The sequence below is a fragment of the Nonomuraea sp. NPDC050227 genome, from assembly GCF_044459705.1.
In the GTDB taxonomy this organism is placed as follows: domain Bacteria; phylum Actinomycetota; class Actinomycetes; order Streptosporangiales; family Streptosporangiaceae; genus Nonomuraea.
The window spans coordinates 108,137-124,433 of sequence record NZ_JBITJF010000004.1; the positions used below are offsets into that span (position 1 = coordinate 108,137).

Below are 16,297 nucleotides of genomic sequence, written 5' to 3' on the forward strand. Positions count from 1 at the left end.
TTACGGGCGCCACCGCGGATCGAAGCCGCTGGTCAGCGCGTCACGGTTGTGCCGCCACCGCGGCTCGGCGTTCGCGGTGTTGTTGGTGATTCCGCGCATGCGGCGGATGAACGCCCCGTAGGGCTTGATCAGCATCGAGGACAGGCTGCTGCCCGGCGGCATGTCCATGAACGGCATGAACTTGTCGGGGAAGCCGGGCATCGTGCAGCCGATGCAGATCCCGCCGACGTTCGGGCAGCCGCCCACCCCGTTCATCCAGCCGCGTTTGGGCACGTTGCAGTTGACGACCGGGCCCCAGCAGCCGACCTTCACCTGGCACTTGGGCGAGTTGTAGTCCTTGGCGAAGTCGGCCTGCTCGTAGTAGGCGGCACGGTCGCAGCCCTCGTGCACGGTCCTGCCGAACAGCCACTGGGGACGCAGCAGCGCGTCCAGCGGCGGCGGCGGCGCCGAACCGGCCGCGTGCTGCAGGACCCAGGTGAGGGTCTCCATGAAGTTCTCCGGCTGCACCGGACAGCCCGGCACGTTCACGATGGGCAGCCCGCCGGCCGACCGGAAGTCCCAGCCCAGGTAGTCGGCCAGGCCCATGCAGCCGGTCGGGTTGCCCGCCATGGCGTGGATGCCGCCGTAGGTGGCGCAGGTCCCGATCGCGACGACCGCCCAGGCGTTGGGGGCGAGCAGGTCGATCCAGGTGTTGAGGGTCATCGGCTCGCCCGTGTCCGGGTCGTTGCCGAACGACGTCCAGTAGCCCTCTCCGTTGATCCTCTCGTTGGGGACGGACCCCTCCAGGACGAAGATGAACGGCTCCAGCTCGCCGCGCGCCGCGGCCCGGAAGGGGGCCAGGAAGTCCTCCCCGCCCAACGTCGGGGACAGGACCTTGTTGTGCAGGTGCACCTTCGGCAGCCCTGGCACGAGGCCGGTGACGACGTCCTCGATGGCGGGCTGGGACGCGGCCGTCACGGAGACGGTGTCGCCGTCGCAGCTCATGCCCTCGGAGATCCACAGGATGTGCATCTCGTCGAATCCGCTCTTCTGATCGGCCATGTCACGTCTCTCCTTCACGTCAGCGGCCTGTTCTCCAGCCGGTGCCGGCGGGTCTGTCAGGCGGTTCCGGGAACCGGTTCGAACGTGATCGACTCCACCACGACGCTCTCCTCCGTGATGCTCTCCACGTCCATCCCGCCGCAGCTCCGGCAGGCGAGCAGGTCCGTGGCGGTGCGGGCCTCCTGCTCGGCGCCGCATCCCGCGCAGCGCATCAGGTACGGCACGGTGACGAGTTCGACGGTCGCGTCCTGCACAACCGTGCCCGCGGCGGCCAGGCGGAAGCCCGTGTCGATGACCCGCGGATCCACCGGGTGCCCGCCGACGCGGACGCGCACCGCGTTCACCCGGCGTCCACCGGCCCGTCCCAGCGCGGCCTCCACGATCGCGTCGCACAGCCCCAGTTCATGCATCGGTGGTCTCCTTCTCGATCTTTCCCGCCGCCTCCTGCCAGGCCAGCTCCGCGACGAGGCGGACGGCCCCCTCCACGGCGGCGGCCACCGGTTCGGACAGCTCCATCACCTCGTCCAGGACCGCGGGCCGGCAGCCCACGATCACGACCCGCTCGACGCCGCCGCCGAGGTGGTTCAGCAGCCGGAGCACGGCGTCCGGATGCAGCCCGTGCCCGTCGATCGCCACGTCGCCCCCGGACGGCCGGTCGTCGGCCTCGATGACGGCCAGCGTTCCCGGCGGGCCGTCGAGCGGGACGGCGTCGACCAGGATCAGGGTGTCGTAGCGGCCGTCCAGCAGCTCGTAGGCGAGGTGGACGCCGCGGATGCCGTAGTCGGCGACGTCGGCCGTCGCGGGCAGCTCCGCCCGGTCCAGGCGCCTGACCACCTCGACGCCGAAGCCGTCATCGCCCAGGAACACGTTCCCGATGCCGGCCACGAGCACGTTGCGGGAACCGCCGGTGCTCATCCCGCCTCCAGGGGCTCGACCTCGTCGAGGGTGAAGTAGCGGTAGCGCCCGTACCAGCGGTTCAGGTCGGCGCCCGGGTCGTCGTCGACGGTGACGGCCAGGTGCCAGGTGTCGTCCACGTCCTGGAGGACGTCCTCGACCAGGCCGGTCCTGCCGTCGAGGAACATGTCCTGGGGGTCGGTGCCCGACCGTCGCGGCCGGAGCCTGACCCGGCTTCCCTTCGAGACCTCCACCCCGGCGACCGTCACGCCGTCCACCGCCGCCGCGGCCCGGCTGGAGCGGACCGCGCCGTGCAGCCGTGACAGCGCGGCGGGCGGCATGGAGTCGACGCGGTCGATGATCTCCGCGGCCCGCGCGTCGGTGGCGCGGGCCTCCCGCTTCTCGGCGTCGGTGAGCGTGAGGGTGCGCAGCGACAGGATCTCGTCGATCTCCGTGGCGTCGTGCAGGTCGCCGGGGCTCTCGGGGGCCACGCGCGGGTGGTCGTACAGGATGATCGGGGAGGAGAGCACGACGTCCCGCGCGCCGGGCGTACCGGCCAGCACGGGGAAGGTGCCCGTGTTGACACAGTCGCGGGCCGCCGCCGCGGCCCATTCCGGCGGGTCGAGCAGGGAGACGAACGAGCCGCCGCGCGTGGCGAGCAGAGTGTGGCAGCTCAGGAGCGAGGCGCGCAGCGCGTCCTCGCGGGCGGCGTCGGCGGGAGTGGCCGGGTCGTCGTTCTCGACGCGGCAGCGCAGGCGCAGCAGCGGGGACGCCGTCGCGCACCGCGTGGCCGAGACGGCGACCGACGCCCGGATCGCCGACCGGCTGACGACGATCCGGCCGCCGTCCAGCGGCCGGATCTCCTCGCCCGCAGGCACGCCGACGGTGATCCGCCGCTCGCCCGCGAGCAGTTCGGCCGTGCCGGCACGCAGGTCGAACTCGCGCGGCACGGCCTCGTCGAAGCTCAGTTCCAGCGTGGGCCCGTCCCCCAGGGAGTCGACCGGCCGCCAGGCGCCGTCGGCGTCCCGGCGCTGCACCTGACGCCGCTGCTGGTGCAGGAAGCGGATCCGCAGCTCGACCGTGACCTCGCCGTCCGCTTCGAGCAGGCATTCCGTCTGCTGGCACCACGATTCGGCCGAGCCCGCCACGCCCGCGCCGGTGAGCCCCCGGGCCCGTGCCCAGGCGGGCGGCAGCAGCACGCCGAACTGCCACCGGACGCGGTTCTTGCCGGAGGAGCGGCGGTAGGGGTACAGCAGGTACCCCTCGTACAGGATCGCGTCGGCGATCGCACGGACGCTGTCGAAGGTGTCATCCGGACCCACGGTGTCCGGTATAGCAAGAGATGCACACGTACGGTAAGTAAGCTTGTACAGTGTGTGCCGAAGTCACCTAGCGCTACCGGCACCGGAATGGCCACCCCGCAGTACGGCAAGCAGCGCCCACCCCACCGGCCTACCGTCCTGCTGCCGACCATCACCGCCTTCGGCGCTCTCACCTTCGGCTGCCCGCGCATCGCCACGGTCGCCTCGGCCACCACCTTGTCGGGACTGTGGACGGTGAGCCGCGTCTATTGGTGGGGGATGTCTACGCCGGCGGAGCGCAGTTTCGCCTCGACCAGCGTGGTCAGCCGGGCCATGGCCGACCCCTGGTCTTCGCCGTGATGGTTGAGCAGGCCGTATCGGGTGACGTCAATGCGGGCCTGGAGGCCGCTCGAGATCGCGAGCAGTGCGGGGTTGGCGAGGAAGCGGTCGGCCACGGCGGTCGCGAGTTCCTCGATGCGGGGGTCGTCGGGCGCCAGGTCCTTGGCGGCCCAGCATTCCTTGTTCAAGGCGACGAACCGAGTGTCGTCGAGGACGTGCTCGGCCTTGGTGAGATAGTCGTCGAAGCCGTCGGGGACCAGGGCAGCCCTGGCCAGCACCATGCCCTCGCGGTAGGCCGCCACCTCATCCGGGGTGAAGCCGAGGTCGGCGGCCCGCTCCAGCAGCGCGCAGGCCCGGTCGGGCAACAGGGCCCGGTCGCTGTTGGCGAGCCGGTCCAGCGAGTCGCCGCGCGCGACCAGCTCCTCGATCCGCTCGGTCAGCCGCCGTTTGACCTCGGCCAGGCGGACGGCGAACCGCTCCGGATCGGCATCGAGCAGGGCGGCGATCTCGGACAGCGGTACGCCGGACTCGGCCAGTGTCCGGGCCTGGACCAGCCGCAACAGGTCGGACGACCCGTAGCGGCGATAGCCGGAAGCGTCCCGGCGCGGTTCGTCGACCAGGCCGAGCCGGTGGTAGTGGCGGACGGTCTTGATCGTGACGCCGGCGAAGGCCGCCGCCTGGCCGATCGTGACGCCGCCGGTCATGGTCATCAGCGACTTTCGCGGGTGAGGGCGGCGAGCTCGCGGGTGGCCTCGGCGATGGCGCGGAAATCCTTGCGCACGATCGTGCCGTGGTTGCCGGCGACCTTCGCGCCTATCGTGAGGTTCGGGTTGCGGGCGAGCACAGGGTTGAGAGTAGTGCGCATCTGCTCCTGCTCGTCATTCCTGCTTCCCAGGGCCTCCCCCGAGCCGACCACATACCGGACCGGGACCGTCAGGCTGTCGAGGACCGGTTCGAGGGCGGCGTGCAGGATGTGGGCCTCGATGTTGATCTCGGCATGCTGTGCGGCACTCATCCGCGCGGCGTTGCCGATGAGGCGCGCCATCGGCAACGCCCATCGGGCCTTGTGGAACAGCCGCCGGATGCGTTCGTGGCCGGCCTCGTCGGTCCACCCGGACGGAAAGGGGCCGTCGACCCCGACCACGCCGGCGACGCGGCCCGGATGCCGGGCGGCCCAGTGGACCCCGAGCAAGGCGCCGTAGGACCAGCCCACCAAGAGCGGCCGCTCCACCCGCCTGGCTTTGAGGACGGCGTCGAGATCCCGGACGCAGGCCTCGAAGGAGTAGTCCGCCGACTTCTTCGACTTGCCGCGAGCCCGCTCGTCGTAGGTGATGTGCCGCCACCCCGGCCCCAGGGCGTTGATGACGGGCCGCCAGTGCCGCTGGCTCGCGTAGGAACCGTTCAGGTAGACCACGGGGATGCCTGACCCGCCGGTGTCGGTCACGGCCAGTGCGGTGTCCTCCACCGGCAACAGGCCCTTCCACCCCAGGTGGGCAGCGTTCGAGTTCGTCATGCCACCAGCGTCACCCTTGACCCTAGGGTCAAGGTCAAGTCGCGTTTCCGTGAACTCCGGCCTGTCACAGTCGTCGCGGGTCTCCTTCACCACCACGCCGCTCATCGACCCCGGCTACCGGCCAAGATCTTCTGGGGTGCCGCCGGAATGCGGCAGAATCGGGCCGCATCCGGCTGACCCGAAAGAACACGGTCCTGCCCGGTCGCTGTGGGCGTATCGTCCCCGATCATCGGAGCGGCGGCATCGCTACCCGTCGTCCCGCCGCCGGTGGGAGAGGCGCGCCACCGCGCCGAGGACGGAGGCGGCGGCGACCGCTGCCGGATCGTCGCCGCCGCGCAGCCGTTCGAGGGCCGCAACCGCCTGGTCGCGGCCGACGTCACCGGTGAGCAGCCCGACCGCGATCCGGTACCGCACCCCCCGATCGCCCTCGACGGCGAGCCGCGCCAGCAGCGCCCCGGCCGAAGCGCCCAGCGCGGCCCGCACCCTAACCCGGAGATCACCGTCCTGAAGCGCGTCGTCGAACACCCCGGTGAACATCCCCGGCCCCCGCAGCCGGGCGAGCACTTCGAGGGCGACCATCCGGACGGGCGTTCGCGCCGACTCGGGTGGATCGTCATGATCCCGATCATCGAACTCGCCCGGATCCCGCACGAGAGGTGCCACGACCGCCGCGTCGCCGAAGTCCCCGTGCGCCGCGAACCACCGCAGCGCCTCGGCCCGCGTACCCGGATCGGCCGCCGACAGATTCGCGAGCATCTCCGCCCTCACGCGTCCATGATCCCTCCAAAGACGGGAATCGGGGTCCCGGTGCAAGCCGTCTGACCGCCGCACTGGGCCTGTCCGGAGTTGTGATCAATGGTGTCGGGTTCGGGCCGGTAAGGGGCTGTGGGCTGGGAGACCACCCCGCGGGGTGCGACGCGCTGTCATGTCGCCCGCAGGCGCCGCACAGCCCGCCGGATCGCCGTCGGAAGGAACCCCGCACCGACGCTGACCGCGGCCGCCGCGACGGCCAGCAGGGTCGACCGCCAGGGCCAGGCCGCCCCGGTGAGCGTCAGGTGGGCGGAGGGGTACTCCGTGAACTTCGCCGTGACCCGGGCCGTGGAGCGGTCGCTGTGGCGGGCGAGATCACGCAGGACCGGATCAAAGCCGAACTCACCGGCATGCCGTCCCCCGCCGGGCAGTTCGACGGCCAGCTTGTTGCGGTGCGCCCAGGTGCGCAGCGACGTGTCGACGGCCGACACATCCGCGACACCCGGCACCACGAAGCGGTCCACTCCGTGGGAGCTGGAACCTGTCGGCTGGGCGATCAGGACGAGGCCGTGACGAGTGGTGACTGTGCCACGGCTGCCCAGGACCACCGTACGTGCGCTGAAGGACACCCCGCCGTACGCTTCGAAGGCGGCTGCGGCGTCGATCTCATCGACGCCGTCGACCAGGCCGATCCCCACCGTGGAGCGCCGCCAGGGGAACGCGGCGTTCAGCGCGTACGGCAGGTCGCCGAGTGTCAGTTGGTTGGCCGGGATCGAGGTCGGCCCGTCCAGAGTCCAGCCCGGATACGACAGGCCATTCCCGATTCGGGCGGCTTCGCCGTTGCCTGCCAGTTCCTCCACGACCCGTAGGGCTCCGACCGTACCGGAGGTGACGCCGGCGGTGGTGGTGACCCGGCCGTCCTCCACATACCTCTGGCCGCGCTTCCAGTGCACCCGGGGGTAATCGCGCTGCAAGGAGCCGATGTTGGACCAGAAGGAGGTCGCGTCCCGGCCGTCCAGCAGGCCGGAGGCCGCCAGCAGCTCCGAGCCCGCGCATACTCCCAGAACACGCGCGCCCTTGCGGTGCCGCTCCACGATCCACTCCCGCAGCCGCGCCTCCTTGGCGCCGGCCGGTTCGGTCACCGCGGGCACGACCACCACATCGGGCTCAGGGATCACTCCCCGTCCCACCTCGGCCAACGTGTGGTCGGGCAGGAGATGGGCTCCGCCGGACAGCGGGGAGACGCGGCGCTCGGCTGCCACCGTGTAGACGAAGAACTTCTCCGACTCGGCGAACACCCGGTACGGCGCCATCACGTCGGTGGCCACAGACCCCTCGTTGCTGACCACCACGGCCACCGTGATCCGGCCGGTCGGCACGGCCGGCGCGGTCGGCCACGCACGCGCGTCCGATGCGGTCGGTGCGGGGGCGAAACTGTCCGCCATCGACATGCTCACCCCCGCGAAGGCGATCCCGGCGAACGACGCCACCGACAGCGCCGTGCCCATGAGCACCCAGCCCGCACGGCGGACCACCCAGCGCCCCCTGTTCAATCTTGACACGACATACCTCCATAAAGCGGTCGATCAATGGCGGTGCGGCACACGCAACCGCCCCCATGGGGAGAACAAGAAAGGAAGTGGCCGAGGGAAGGCGTCAGGAGCCGTTCCCGGCGGGCGTTTCAGCCGGCGGGGCGCAACTGCGTGCGGAGTCGGGACGGCGAAATGCCGAAGCTCGCGGTGACCAGACGGCGCAACTGCCGTGCGTCACGGAAGCCGCAACGGGCGGCGATCGTCTCCACCGTCAGGTCGGTGTCCGTCAGCAGGGCACGGGCCCGTTCCAGGCGCAGCCGGCGCTGGTAGGCCAGCGGAGTGATCCCGGTGGCCGTGGTGAAGGCCCGCGTCAGACCACGCGGCGACAGATGGGCGACGGCGGCGAGCTCGTCGAGGGAGTGCGGGGCATCCAGGTTCTGAGCCAGGTGGTCCTGCACCCGGTGCACGGCGGGCTGCAGATGGTCGCGGTAGCGCAGGAATGGGCTGATCTGGGCAGCATCGCCGTCCCGCCGCAGATAGAGCACCAGCTCACGGGCGACGGCGGCGGCCAGTTCCGGGCCGTGGTCGCGTTCGACGAGGGACAGTGCAAGGTCGATCCCGGAGGAGATGCCCGCGCTGGTACTGATGCGCCCGTCGTGGACGTACAGGGCCGCCTCGCGGACCCGGGCCGCCGGATACCGCTCGCGCATCGCTCCGGTCAGCGACCAGTGCGTCGTGCACGCCCGGCCGTCCAGCAGCCCCGCCTCTCCCAGGGCCGCGGCGCCGCTGCACACCGATGCCACCCGCGCCCCCGCGTCATAAGCCTCCCGCAGCCATCGCACTGCGGCGCTCGACACCAGTCGGTCGGATCCGGTCAGTCGTGGCCCCGGTACCAGCACCAGATCACCCGGTCCCGCCTGCGTCGCCGCGAGCGCCTGGAGGCCAGCGAGCTCCAGCCCCTGCGCCGAGCGCACCCCACCGGTCTCGGCGACGTACTCCAGCCGGTAGCAGCCGCCCAGGTGGGCTGCCGCAGAGAAGACCTGGACCGGGCCGCCGAGATCCAACAGGTTCACCTCGGGCAGCACCAGCACGACCACCCGTCCCGTACGCCCGCTCGTCACGTCACTCACACGGACACAGTAGGCAAGCTCCACCGATGCCCACGAGGGCAACCAGCGCCGGAGACCGGACGGATCAGGCACTGCGAGGTCCGGCCCCTTGAGCAATTCTCGGTGACGCAGGAGCCGACCGACTGGGGTGCCTGCCGAGTCCTGATCATCTGTGGGATTCGCTCTCGGGGCGGGGCCTGGGTCGGCAGAGCTTCTTGCGTGACCTCCGGGCCTGGAGGAGGTCCGGGTGGAGTTCGGGCGCGCGGAGCTGTGGGTGCTCACGCGGCTCCGGTTCCGGCGCCGGCGCTCAGCTCAGCAGTCCTACTGCTCGCAGCCCCTCTTCGTAGCCACCCTCGGAACATGCCCAGAATCGCTCGGCGGCGGCGATGACCGCCAGGCGCTCGCGGGTCGTCCATGCCTTGATCATGTCCAACAGGGCGCGCCCTTCCTCCGCCCATACCGCTGCCGCGCCCAACGCGATCACCGCCTCCACTTCCTGTGCCAGCAGGCGCGTGTCGGCCAGGCGGTCGGTGGAGTGCATACCGTTCACCGCGTCCACGACCAGCAGAGCTTGACGCAGGGTGAGTGAAGGTATCGCCGTCATGCGCCGGCATGTGCACGCACGGCACGCAGCGCCTCCGTCAGTGATTCGGCGGTGGGGGCGCGTTCCGGGTCGATGAGACGTTGCAGGATCAGCCCCGTCAGCAAGGTCGGGCAGAGGGCGCCGACCGCCCGCTGCGTCGCTGGAGGCGAGATTGGCGCCGGAAGTCCTGGCGATGTCGCGTGCCGTGGTGTGCGCGTAGCCGCGTTCCTGCAGGCAGCGTTCAGCGCCGTCGATCAGCTTGTCTCGCTCTTTCACTCTGCCACCCTATCCGAACGCACGTCACAAACATATGTTTTGCACGAGTGTTTCAAACATGTGTATGGTCATCGGCATGGCACAAGCAACCGCAGCGGCTACGGCCGCGAGCGACTTCAGCCGCCTGTCCAGACTCATCCGGCAGGCCGGGCTCCTCGACCGGCGCCCCCGCTACTACCTGATCCGGATCACCGCCGTCGCAGCCGCCTACCTTGCAGGAGCGGCGGCGTTCCACTGGCTGGGCGACTCCTGGCTCCAGCTCCCGCTGGCCGTCTACTTCGCGATCGTCTTCGCGCAGGTCGCCCTGGTTCTGCACGATCTGGCTCACCGGCAGGTCTTCACCAATCGCCGCCCGAGCGAGATCCTCGGGCGGCTCGGCGGCAACCTCGCCATCGGCCTCGGCTACGGCTGGTGGATGAACAAGCACACCCGCCACCACGCCAACCCCAACCACGAGCAACTCGATCCGGACGTCACACCCGACGTCCTCGTGTGGTCACAGGAACAGGCACGCAACGCGCGCGGCCCGGCCCGGCTCATCGGCGGCCGGCAGGCGTTCCTCCTCTACCCGCTGCTCCTGCTCGAAGGGCTCAACCTGCACGTCAGCGGTGTGCGGGCACTGCGGCAGCCCTGGATGAAACAGCGCTTCCTGGAGGGCGCGCTGCTGTTCGCGCACTTCGCCTGTTACCTCGGTGTGCTGGCTTGGACCCTGTCACCGGGCAAGGCACTGGTCTTCCTCGCCGTCCACCAGGGGCTGTTCGGCGTCTACATGGGCTGCGTGTTCGCCCCCGGCCACAAGGGAATGCCGACCCTCACGGGGGAGGCCAAGCTCGACTTTCTACGCAAGCAGGTGCTCACCACCCGCAACGTGCGCGGCGGCCGGTTCACCGACATCGCCATGGGCGGGCTCAACTACCAGATCGAACACCACCTGTTCCCCAACATGCCCACCCCCAACCTGCGCCTGGCGCAACCCATCGTGCAGGCCCACTGCCGGCAATTGCGCCTGCCGTACCACGAAGTCAGTTTCGTCGCCTCGCACGCCGAGGCGCTGCGTCACCTGCACCAGGCCGGTGCTCCGCTCCGAGAGAAGGGCCGCTCATGAAGGCCGGACGCAAACAGTGGATCGGGCTGGCCGTCCTGGTCCTGCCCGTACTCCTGATCTCCGTCGACCTGCACGTCTTGTCCTACGCGCTGCCGTTCATCAGCGCCTCCCTGGCGCCGAGCGGTGCCCAGCTGCTGTGGATCATCGACATCTATCCGTTCATGCTCGCCGGGCTGCTGCTGCCGATGGGCACGCTCGGTGACCGGGTCGGGCGGCGGCGGCTGCTGATGGCGGGGGCCGCCGCGTTCGGGGCCGCCTCCGCGGTCGCCGCGTTCTCTCCCAGTGCCGACCTGCTGATCGTCACCCGTGCCCTGCTCGGGGTGGGTGGCGCCACGTTGATGCCCTCGACGTTGTCGCTGATTCGCAACATGTTCCACGATGACGGCCAGCGCCGCGTCGCGATCGCCATCTGGACCGGCGCGTTCGCCGGCGGCGCGATGCTGGGCCCGCTGATGGGCGGGGCGTTGCTCGAGCACTTCTGGTGGGGGTCGGTGTTCCTGGTCAACCTGCCGGTCATGGCGCTGCTGGTGGTCCTGGCGCCGCTGCTGCCCGAGTCGCGTGACCCGCGTCCGGGCAGGTTCGATCTGCTCGGAGTGGCGTTGTCGCTGGGCGCCATCCTGCCGACGATCTACGGGATCCAGCACATCGCCCAGGACGGCCTCGGCTGGGCGCCGGCGTCGGCCATCGTCGCCGGGCTGACGCTGGGGGCCGCCTTCGTCAGGCGCCAGCGCTCGATGGCCGATCCGATGCTGGACGTGCGCCTGTTCGGCAGCCGCGCCTTCACCGTCTCGATCGGCGCCAACACCCTCGGGGTCTTCGCGATGGTCGGCTCCAGCCTGTTCACGACGCAGTACTTGCAGATGGTCATGGGCGCCAGGCCGCTCATCGCCGGGCTGTACGCGCTGCCGTCGGCGGGCATGGCGATGCTGGCCGCCGGGCTCGCGCCGATGCTCGTCCGCAAGGTCAGGCCGGGCCTGGTGGTCTGCGCCGGGCTGCTCGTCGGCGCGAGCGGGTTCATGCTGCTGTCCCGGCTGGACATGACGGGGCAGAGCGGTCTGCTGATCGCCGGGATCATGCTGATGGCCGGTGGCGTCACGCTCGTCCTGACGGTCTCCTCCGACCTGATCATCGCCACCGCTCCGCCGGAGCGCGCGGGATCGGTCGCCGGGCTGTCACAGGTGGCCACCGAGTTCGGCGGCGCGCTCGGCATCTCCCTGCTGGGCAGCATCGGCACCGCCGTCTACCGGGGACACCTCGCCGAGACGGGCGCTCCGTCAGCGGCGCTCGACACTCTGGGCGGCGCCCTGGAGTCGGCGCGGCACCTGACGGAACCGGCCGCGACCACGCTGGCCGCCGCCGCCCGCGAGGCCTTCACACAGGGGCAGCACTACGCCATGCTCGCCGCGGCCGCCGCGTTGTGCGTGATGGCGGTGCTCGCTCCCGTCATGCTGCGTGCCGTACGGCAGGCGAAGGGCGCCCCGCCGCCACCTGAGGACCGGCACGCCGGCCGCCACGCGATGCGCTGAAGAGGCCGCTTGCCACGGCAGGCGGAAGGGGGGCGGGGCGGAACGAGGTGGGCGGAACAGGGCCGCTGGGGCGAGGAGCCTGGAGTGGGGCGGCTGGAGTGGGGCCGAGCGGTCAGGCGGGTGCCGATTCCCCGTCTCCCGCCGCCTGGGCGACCGCGCGGAGGCCGGCGGCCAGATCGTGGGCCGCCGGGGCGTTGTCGGGGTCGATCTGCCAGCGCACCAGCAGCCCGATGAACAGCGTCAGCAGCACCTGGGCCCCCGCCTCGTCGTGCCCGGGAAGGCGCGCGCTCAGCTCCCGCTGGGCCAGCGCCTGCCCCTCGGCCAGCCGGGCCCGCACATCAGGCAGGTGAGAGGCCTGCGCGAGCGTCTCGACATTGGCCCGCCAGACGGTCGGGTTGGTGCGGAAGGACTCGATCAGCTCACCCCAGAAGGCCTCGAACCATTCCTTGGAGTCGTCGGGAAAAGCCTTGAGGATCTCCGCGACCGCCTCGCCGGTCACCTCGATCATGGCCTGGGTGAGCAGCGCGTCCTTGGAGCGGAAGTGGTAGTTGATCGCGGCGAGGTTGCTGCCGGAGACGGCGATGATGTCGCGCACCGTCGTGCGGGCATATCCGCGCTCGGACAGACACTGCTTGGTCGCGGCCAGCAAATCCTCAGGAACTCCCACGTGATGATCCTACCAACGCCGCAAACAAGCGTTTCAAACATCCGTAGCTCAGAATCGAGGCCGGGCTCGCTGGTGTGAACGGTCACGTCAGCGTCGGTGGCGGGGGTCAGGTGCGGGATCCCGAAGAGCGCCCGGCGGCTGTGGTGCCCGGTGCTGACGCGGCGGAGTGCGCCCTTGCTGATCAGCGCGTTGATCACCTCGTAGCGCTGGGATCGGCTGGCGATCCGGGGCCGGACGATGAAGTCGGGGTCGGCCTCGATGCCAGGCCAGGCCGCCACGGGGGCGGCCACCGAGGTGGCCACCAGGACGGCCACCTCGGAAGCACATGGCTAGCTCGCCAGACCCGAGTTGATCTCGGCGAGCACCTGGGTCGCCTTCGTGTAGCGGACGAGGTTGTCCAGCGTGGGCGGCTGCGCGAGGGTGGCCTGGGCGTGGCGGACGGCCTCGCCCACCGTCCGCACCCCCAGGGCCCGCGCGGTGAGGCCGTCCACGGCGGTGCCGGCGTTGATCCGGCGGTCGGCCAGGTTGAGCGTGGTGGCCAGCAGTTCGGCCCGCAGTGTGCGCGGCTGCGTCAGCGGCAGGGTCAGGACGGCGGTGGACTCCCGCAGGGAGAGCGCGCCGTTCGCGGCCGAGCCGTCGGCGCCGTCGAAGCGGTCGTCGGTGGCCTGGACGCGGGCGAGCGCCTCGGCGGTGCGCAGGTCGGGCCGCAGCGCCCAGAACGTGACCAGCCCCGGGTCGCGGCTGGGGGAGACGGTCGTGATCCGCGTTTCCGCCGTCGCGGCGGCGGGGCTGGTGAGGCACGGGCCGGAGCCGTCGGCGCTCAGCGAGACCGGCACGGTGACCGTCGCCGCGTCCAGGAGCAGCAGGCTCGGCCGTGCGGTGAAGGCGATCGTGCCGGCCCCCGTGCCGGCGGGCAGCGTGCCGATGGCCCAGCGCAGCGTGGTGGTGCCGTCGGTGTTCCTGCTCACGGAGCCGGGACGGGGCCCGGCGCCCTGGTCGAGCGCGGCGCTGTAGTAGAGGCCGGCGGGCAGCGTGGCGGTGAGCGTGGCGCCGGAGGCCGCGGCCCCGCCGGTGTTGCGGTAGGTCAGGGTGTAGGCGGCGGCCTCGCCGGCGTTGACGGTGGCGGGCGCGGTGGCCGCCACGCCGATCACCGACCGGTGCACCGTGGTGGACACCTCGGCGGCGTTGTCGGACAGGGTGCCGGTCTCGGCGTATCCGCGCTCATTGGTCCCCGACACGGCCGCCTTGTTCGTCAGGACCGTCCCGTCCGTGGTCGCACAGGGGATGTCGTAGGTGAACGTCTCCCGCGCGGAGCCGCCCGCCGGCACGTCGGACGTCGTGCGGTGGACGACGTCGCCGCCGGGCATCGTGTCGTCGATCTTCACCGCCGTGGCGGTGGCGGGTCCCTTGTTGCCCACGGCCACGGTGTAGGTGAGCCGGTCGCCGGGGGAGGCGTCCTGCCTGTCCACGGTCTTGGCGGCGGTGAGGTCGATCGGCGGGTTGAGACTCGCGGCGGCCTCGGCGGTGATCTCGGCGCTGCCCAGGCCGAGCACGCCCTTGTGCGCGCCGTCCTCGAACCAGGGGCTCTCGCGGAAGTTGAGGTTCAGGTGGTCCCAGTCGTTCCAGGAGGTGAGGGTCTGCTTGGGGGAGACGGGGCAGGACGTGGTGTCGGGGCCCATGATGATGTGGTTGACGTCCCCGGACTGGCTCGTCGCGCGGGTGCCGTCGCCATTCCAGTCGACCGGCTTGTTGGCCGGCGTGGTCAGCGCGACTCCGGGTTTCCCGGCCACCACCGTCCCGTACACGACCGTCGCGCCACCCGCTCCCGGCAGGGCGTCGCCCACTTCGTCGAGACCTTGGTCCTCGTTCATGGGGGCGCGCTCCTGGGGCTGGTAGTCCAGGGGGCGGGACGCGGTGGACGCCGTGGGGAACTGGTAGGAGTAGTTCATGACGCTCAGGTAGTTCGGCTTGCAGTTGACGCTGTCCAGGCCGCCGTGCTGCAGCCCGAGCGTGTGGCCGAGCTCGTGCATGAACGTGCCCGCCTCCGCCGCGGTCTGGCCGCCGTTGGCGGCGATCCGCGTGTTGTCCCACGCGCCGAGCGAGATGACGAAGTCGTTGCCGCCCGGCAGGGCGACGCGGGCCAGGTGGGCCAGGTCGACGTGCTGCTGGGTGTCGTCGCCCGCCTCGGCCTGGCCCGATGTGGTGCCGAGGCCGGTCAGCCCGTGCACCGACACGGCGTAGCGGAACGCCAGCCGCTTGGCGCCCAGGATGTTCTCGCAGTTGCGTGAGATCCGGTCGAGCACGTCGCCGAAGTTCCCGTCGCAGGCGATGGCGGAGTCGCCGAACTTCACATCGTCGAAGTCGTCCCAGCTGCCGGGGCTCTTGGTGTCGAACGTGATCCGCTCCGCCTCGCCGGCCCGCTCGCCGGTATGGACGTGCAGGGTGATGCCGTGCGCCGCGAAGGCGGTCACCACCTGGCTGATGGCGTTCGGGTCGAACTCCCTGGAGCGCCGGCAGTACGACGCCAGGCAGAACATCGCGTCCAGCTCGACGAAGACGTCCTTCTTGTTCGGGTCAGCGCTGTACGGGGGCTGGTTCAGCGCGAGATCGACCGTGCCGTCCTGGTCGTAGTCGATGCCGTTGGTCTCCCAGTCGTCCAGCAGCCCGTCCTGGTCGGTGTCACGGCCGGTGTGCACCTTCAGGGTGGTGGAGCAGGTGCCGATCGTCGTGTCGCCCGACAGCGTCGAGGTGATGTCGATCCGCAGGCCGCTCGCGTCACCGAGGCCCTCCGCGTACGCCGGCGGCAGGTCGAACTCCCCCTGCACCAGCCCCGTCTCGGCGGACAACAACTGCCGGTGGAACGGCGTGGCGTGCCAGTAGTGGAACCCGGCCTCCACCGTGGCGGTGAACCAGCCGCTCTCCTGACTGTCGTTGAGGAAGGTGATACGGGCACGGGGCCGCTCGCCCTCCGCGAGCGACAGGGGCGAGGTCCCGAGGAACTCGCACTCACCGTGCACCGCGCTGTCGGCGTGCCCCGCGGGGGCGCCGAGCAGGGCGGCGACGACGAACAAGACGAGCGGCACGATCACGCGGCGGATAAGCATGGGCCGAGTGTCGGCGCCCGCGCTCGTGCCGTCATGAGTAGCCCGTACTCATCCCGTTCCGGTGGCGGCCACAACCTGGCCGCCACCCCTGCGGCGGTGGTTCCACAGCCGGGCAACCATGAAGGAGCCGAACATGGGCTCGACTGTCCGCGCAGCCTCCAGCAGTTCGTGAACGGCACGCTGGATCCTCCCCGGGCCACGGCTCTCATCAGCACAACGTAAGTGTTGAGGCGTTTCGGCACGCGCCACCTCAACACTGACCGCCTTCGGCCCCCGCGGGTCGAAATCCGAGTATGGGTTACTCATGACCGATCTCGCCTGGGCCGGTGATGGTGGGGGAGTTCAGCCCGTGTCACCGAGGAAGCGCAGGAGAGATCATGAGTGGTAGGCGACTCAGGTCAGCAGGCCGGCGCCGCGCGGATGGCTTGCACCGGGACCCCGATTCCCCTCATCGGAGGGATCATGGACGCGTGAGGGCGGAGATGGCCCAACGCCATGACCGCCTCATCCCGCTGACGAAGATCGTCGACGAGCGCCGCGGCGACTGACCAGCCTCC

At 70.8% G+C, this 16,297-nt stretch carries 14 protein-coding genes; 2 read left to right on the plus strand and 12 right to left on the minus strand.

Going from position 1 to position 16,297, the window contains the following annotated elements:
- From ACIBK9_RS17590 to ACIBK9_RS17635, 10 genes are all read right to left on the minus strand, one after another.
- Positions 1-1,041: a hydrogenase expression protein HypE gene (locus ACIBK9_RS17590; RefSeq protein ID WP_358295853.1), complete on the minus strand. Its 1,041-nt coding sequence runs from the start codon at positions 1,039-1,041 to the stop codon at positions 1-3.
- Positions 1,042-1,097: 56 nt separating this feature from the next.
- Complete coding sequence (locus tag ACIBK9_RS17595; RefSeq protein WP_397159196.1) at positions 1,098-1,451, minus strand: hydrogenase maturation nickel metallochaperone HypA; 354 nt, start codon at positions 1,449-1,451, stop codon at positions 1,098-1,100.
- Entirely contained in the window at positions 1,444-1,956 is a 513-nt protein-coding gene (locus ACIBK9_RS17600) for a hydrogenase maturation protease (protein WP_397159198.1), read from the minus strand. Before ACIBK9_RS17600 ends, ACIBK9_RS17595 begins: the two co-directional genes overlap by 8 nt.
- Positions 1,953-3,257, minus strand: coding sequence for a hypothetical protein (locus ACIBK9_RS17605; RefSeq protein WP_397159200.1), 1,305 nt, complete (start codon positions 3,255-3,257; stop codon positions 1,953-1,955). The genes ACIBK9_RS17600 and ACIBK9_RS17605 overlap by 4 nt, the downstream gene beginning before the upstream one ends.
- A 245-nt stretch (positions 3,258-3,502) precedes the next feature.
- Positions 3,503-4,285, minus strand: a complete 783-nt coding sequence (locus ACIBK9_RS17610) for a MerR family transcriptional regulator (protein WP_397159202.1) — start codon at positions 4,283-4,285, stop codon at positions 3,503-3,505.
- Complete coding sequence (locus tag ACIBK9_RS17615) at positions 4,285-5,088, minus strand: alpha/beta fold hydrolase (RefSeq protein WP_397159204.1); 804 nt, start codon at positions 5,086-5,088, stop codon at positions 4,285-4,287. The genes ACIBK9_RS17610 and ACIBK9_RS17615 overlap by 1 nt, the downstream gene beginning before the upstream one ends.
- Before the next feature lie 246 nt (positions 5,089-5,334).
- Complete coding sequence (locus ACIBK9_RS17620) at positions 5,335-5,856, minus strand: hypothetical protein (RefSeq protein WP_397159206.1); 522 nt, start codon at positions 5,854-5,856, stop codon at positions 5,335-5,337.
- A gap of 155 nt (positions 5,857-6,011) precedes the next feature.
- Positions 6,012-7,346 (minus strand): DJ-1/PfpI family protein, encoded by a 1,335-nt coding sequence (locus tag ACIBK9_RS17625; RefSeq protein ID WP_397159208.1) that lies wholly within the window; start codon positions 7,344-7,346, stop codon positions 6,012-6,014.
- 173 nt (positions 7,347-7,519) lie between these two features.
- Entirely contained in the window at positions 7,520-8,500 is a 981-nt protein-coding gene (locus tag ACIBK9_RS17630) for a GlxA family transcriptional regulator (protein ID WP_397159210.1), read from the minus strand.
- Between the two features lie 286 nt (positions 8,501-8,786).
- The gene (locus tag ACIBK9_RS17635; RefSeq protein WP_397159212.1) at positions 8,787-9,338 is read right to left on the minus strand and encodes a TetR family transcriptional regulator; all 552 of its coding nucleotides are present in this window, start codon (positions 9,336-9,338) and stop codon (positions 8,787-8,789) included.
- 76 nt (positions 9,339-9,414) lie between these two features.
- Between ACIBK9_RS17635 and ACIBK9_RS17640 the strand changes: the two genes are divergently transcribed.
- A complete protein-coding gene (locus ACIBK9_RS17640; RefSeq protein WP_397159214.1) occupies positions 9,415-10,443 on the plus strand; it encodes a fatty acid desaturase family protein in 1,029 nt (342 codons plus the stop codon).
- Positions 10,440-11,969: an MFS transporter gene (locus ACIBK9_RS17645; RefSeq protein ID WP_397159216.1), complete on the plus strand. Its 1,530-nt coding sequence runs from the start codon at positions 10,440-10,442 to the stop codon at positions 11,967-11,969. The genes ACIBK9_RS17640 and ACIBK9_RS17645 overlap by 4 nt, the downstream gene beginning before the upstream one ends.
- Positions 11,970-12,081: 112 nt before the next feature.
- On the opposite strand, the gene ACIBK9_RS17650 is transcribed toward ACIBK9_RS17645, so the two are convergent.
- Positions 12,082-12,636 (minus strand): TetR/AcrR family transcriptional regulator, encoded by a 555-nt coding sequence (locus ACIBK9_RS17650; protein WP_397159218.1) that lies wholly within the window; start codon positions 12,634-12,636, stop codon positions 12,082-12,084.
- 329 nt (positions 12,637-12,965) lie between these two features.
- Positions 12,966-15,740 (minus strand): hypothetical protein, encoded by a 2,775-nt coding sequence (locus ACIBK9_RS17655; protein ID WP_397159220.1) that lies wholly within the window; start codon positions 15,738-15,740, stop codon positions 12,966-12,968.
- Positions 15,741-16,297 lie beyond the last annotated feature (557 nt).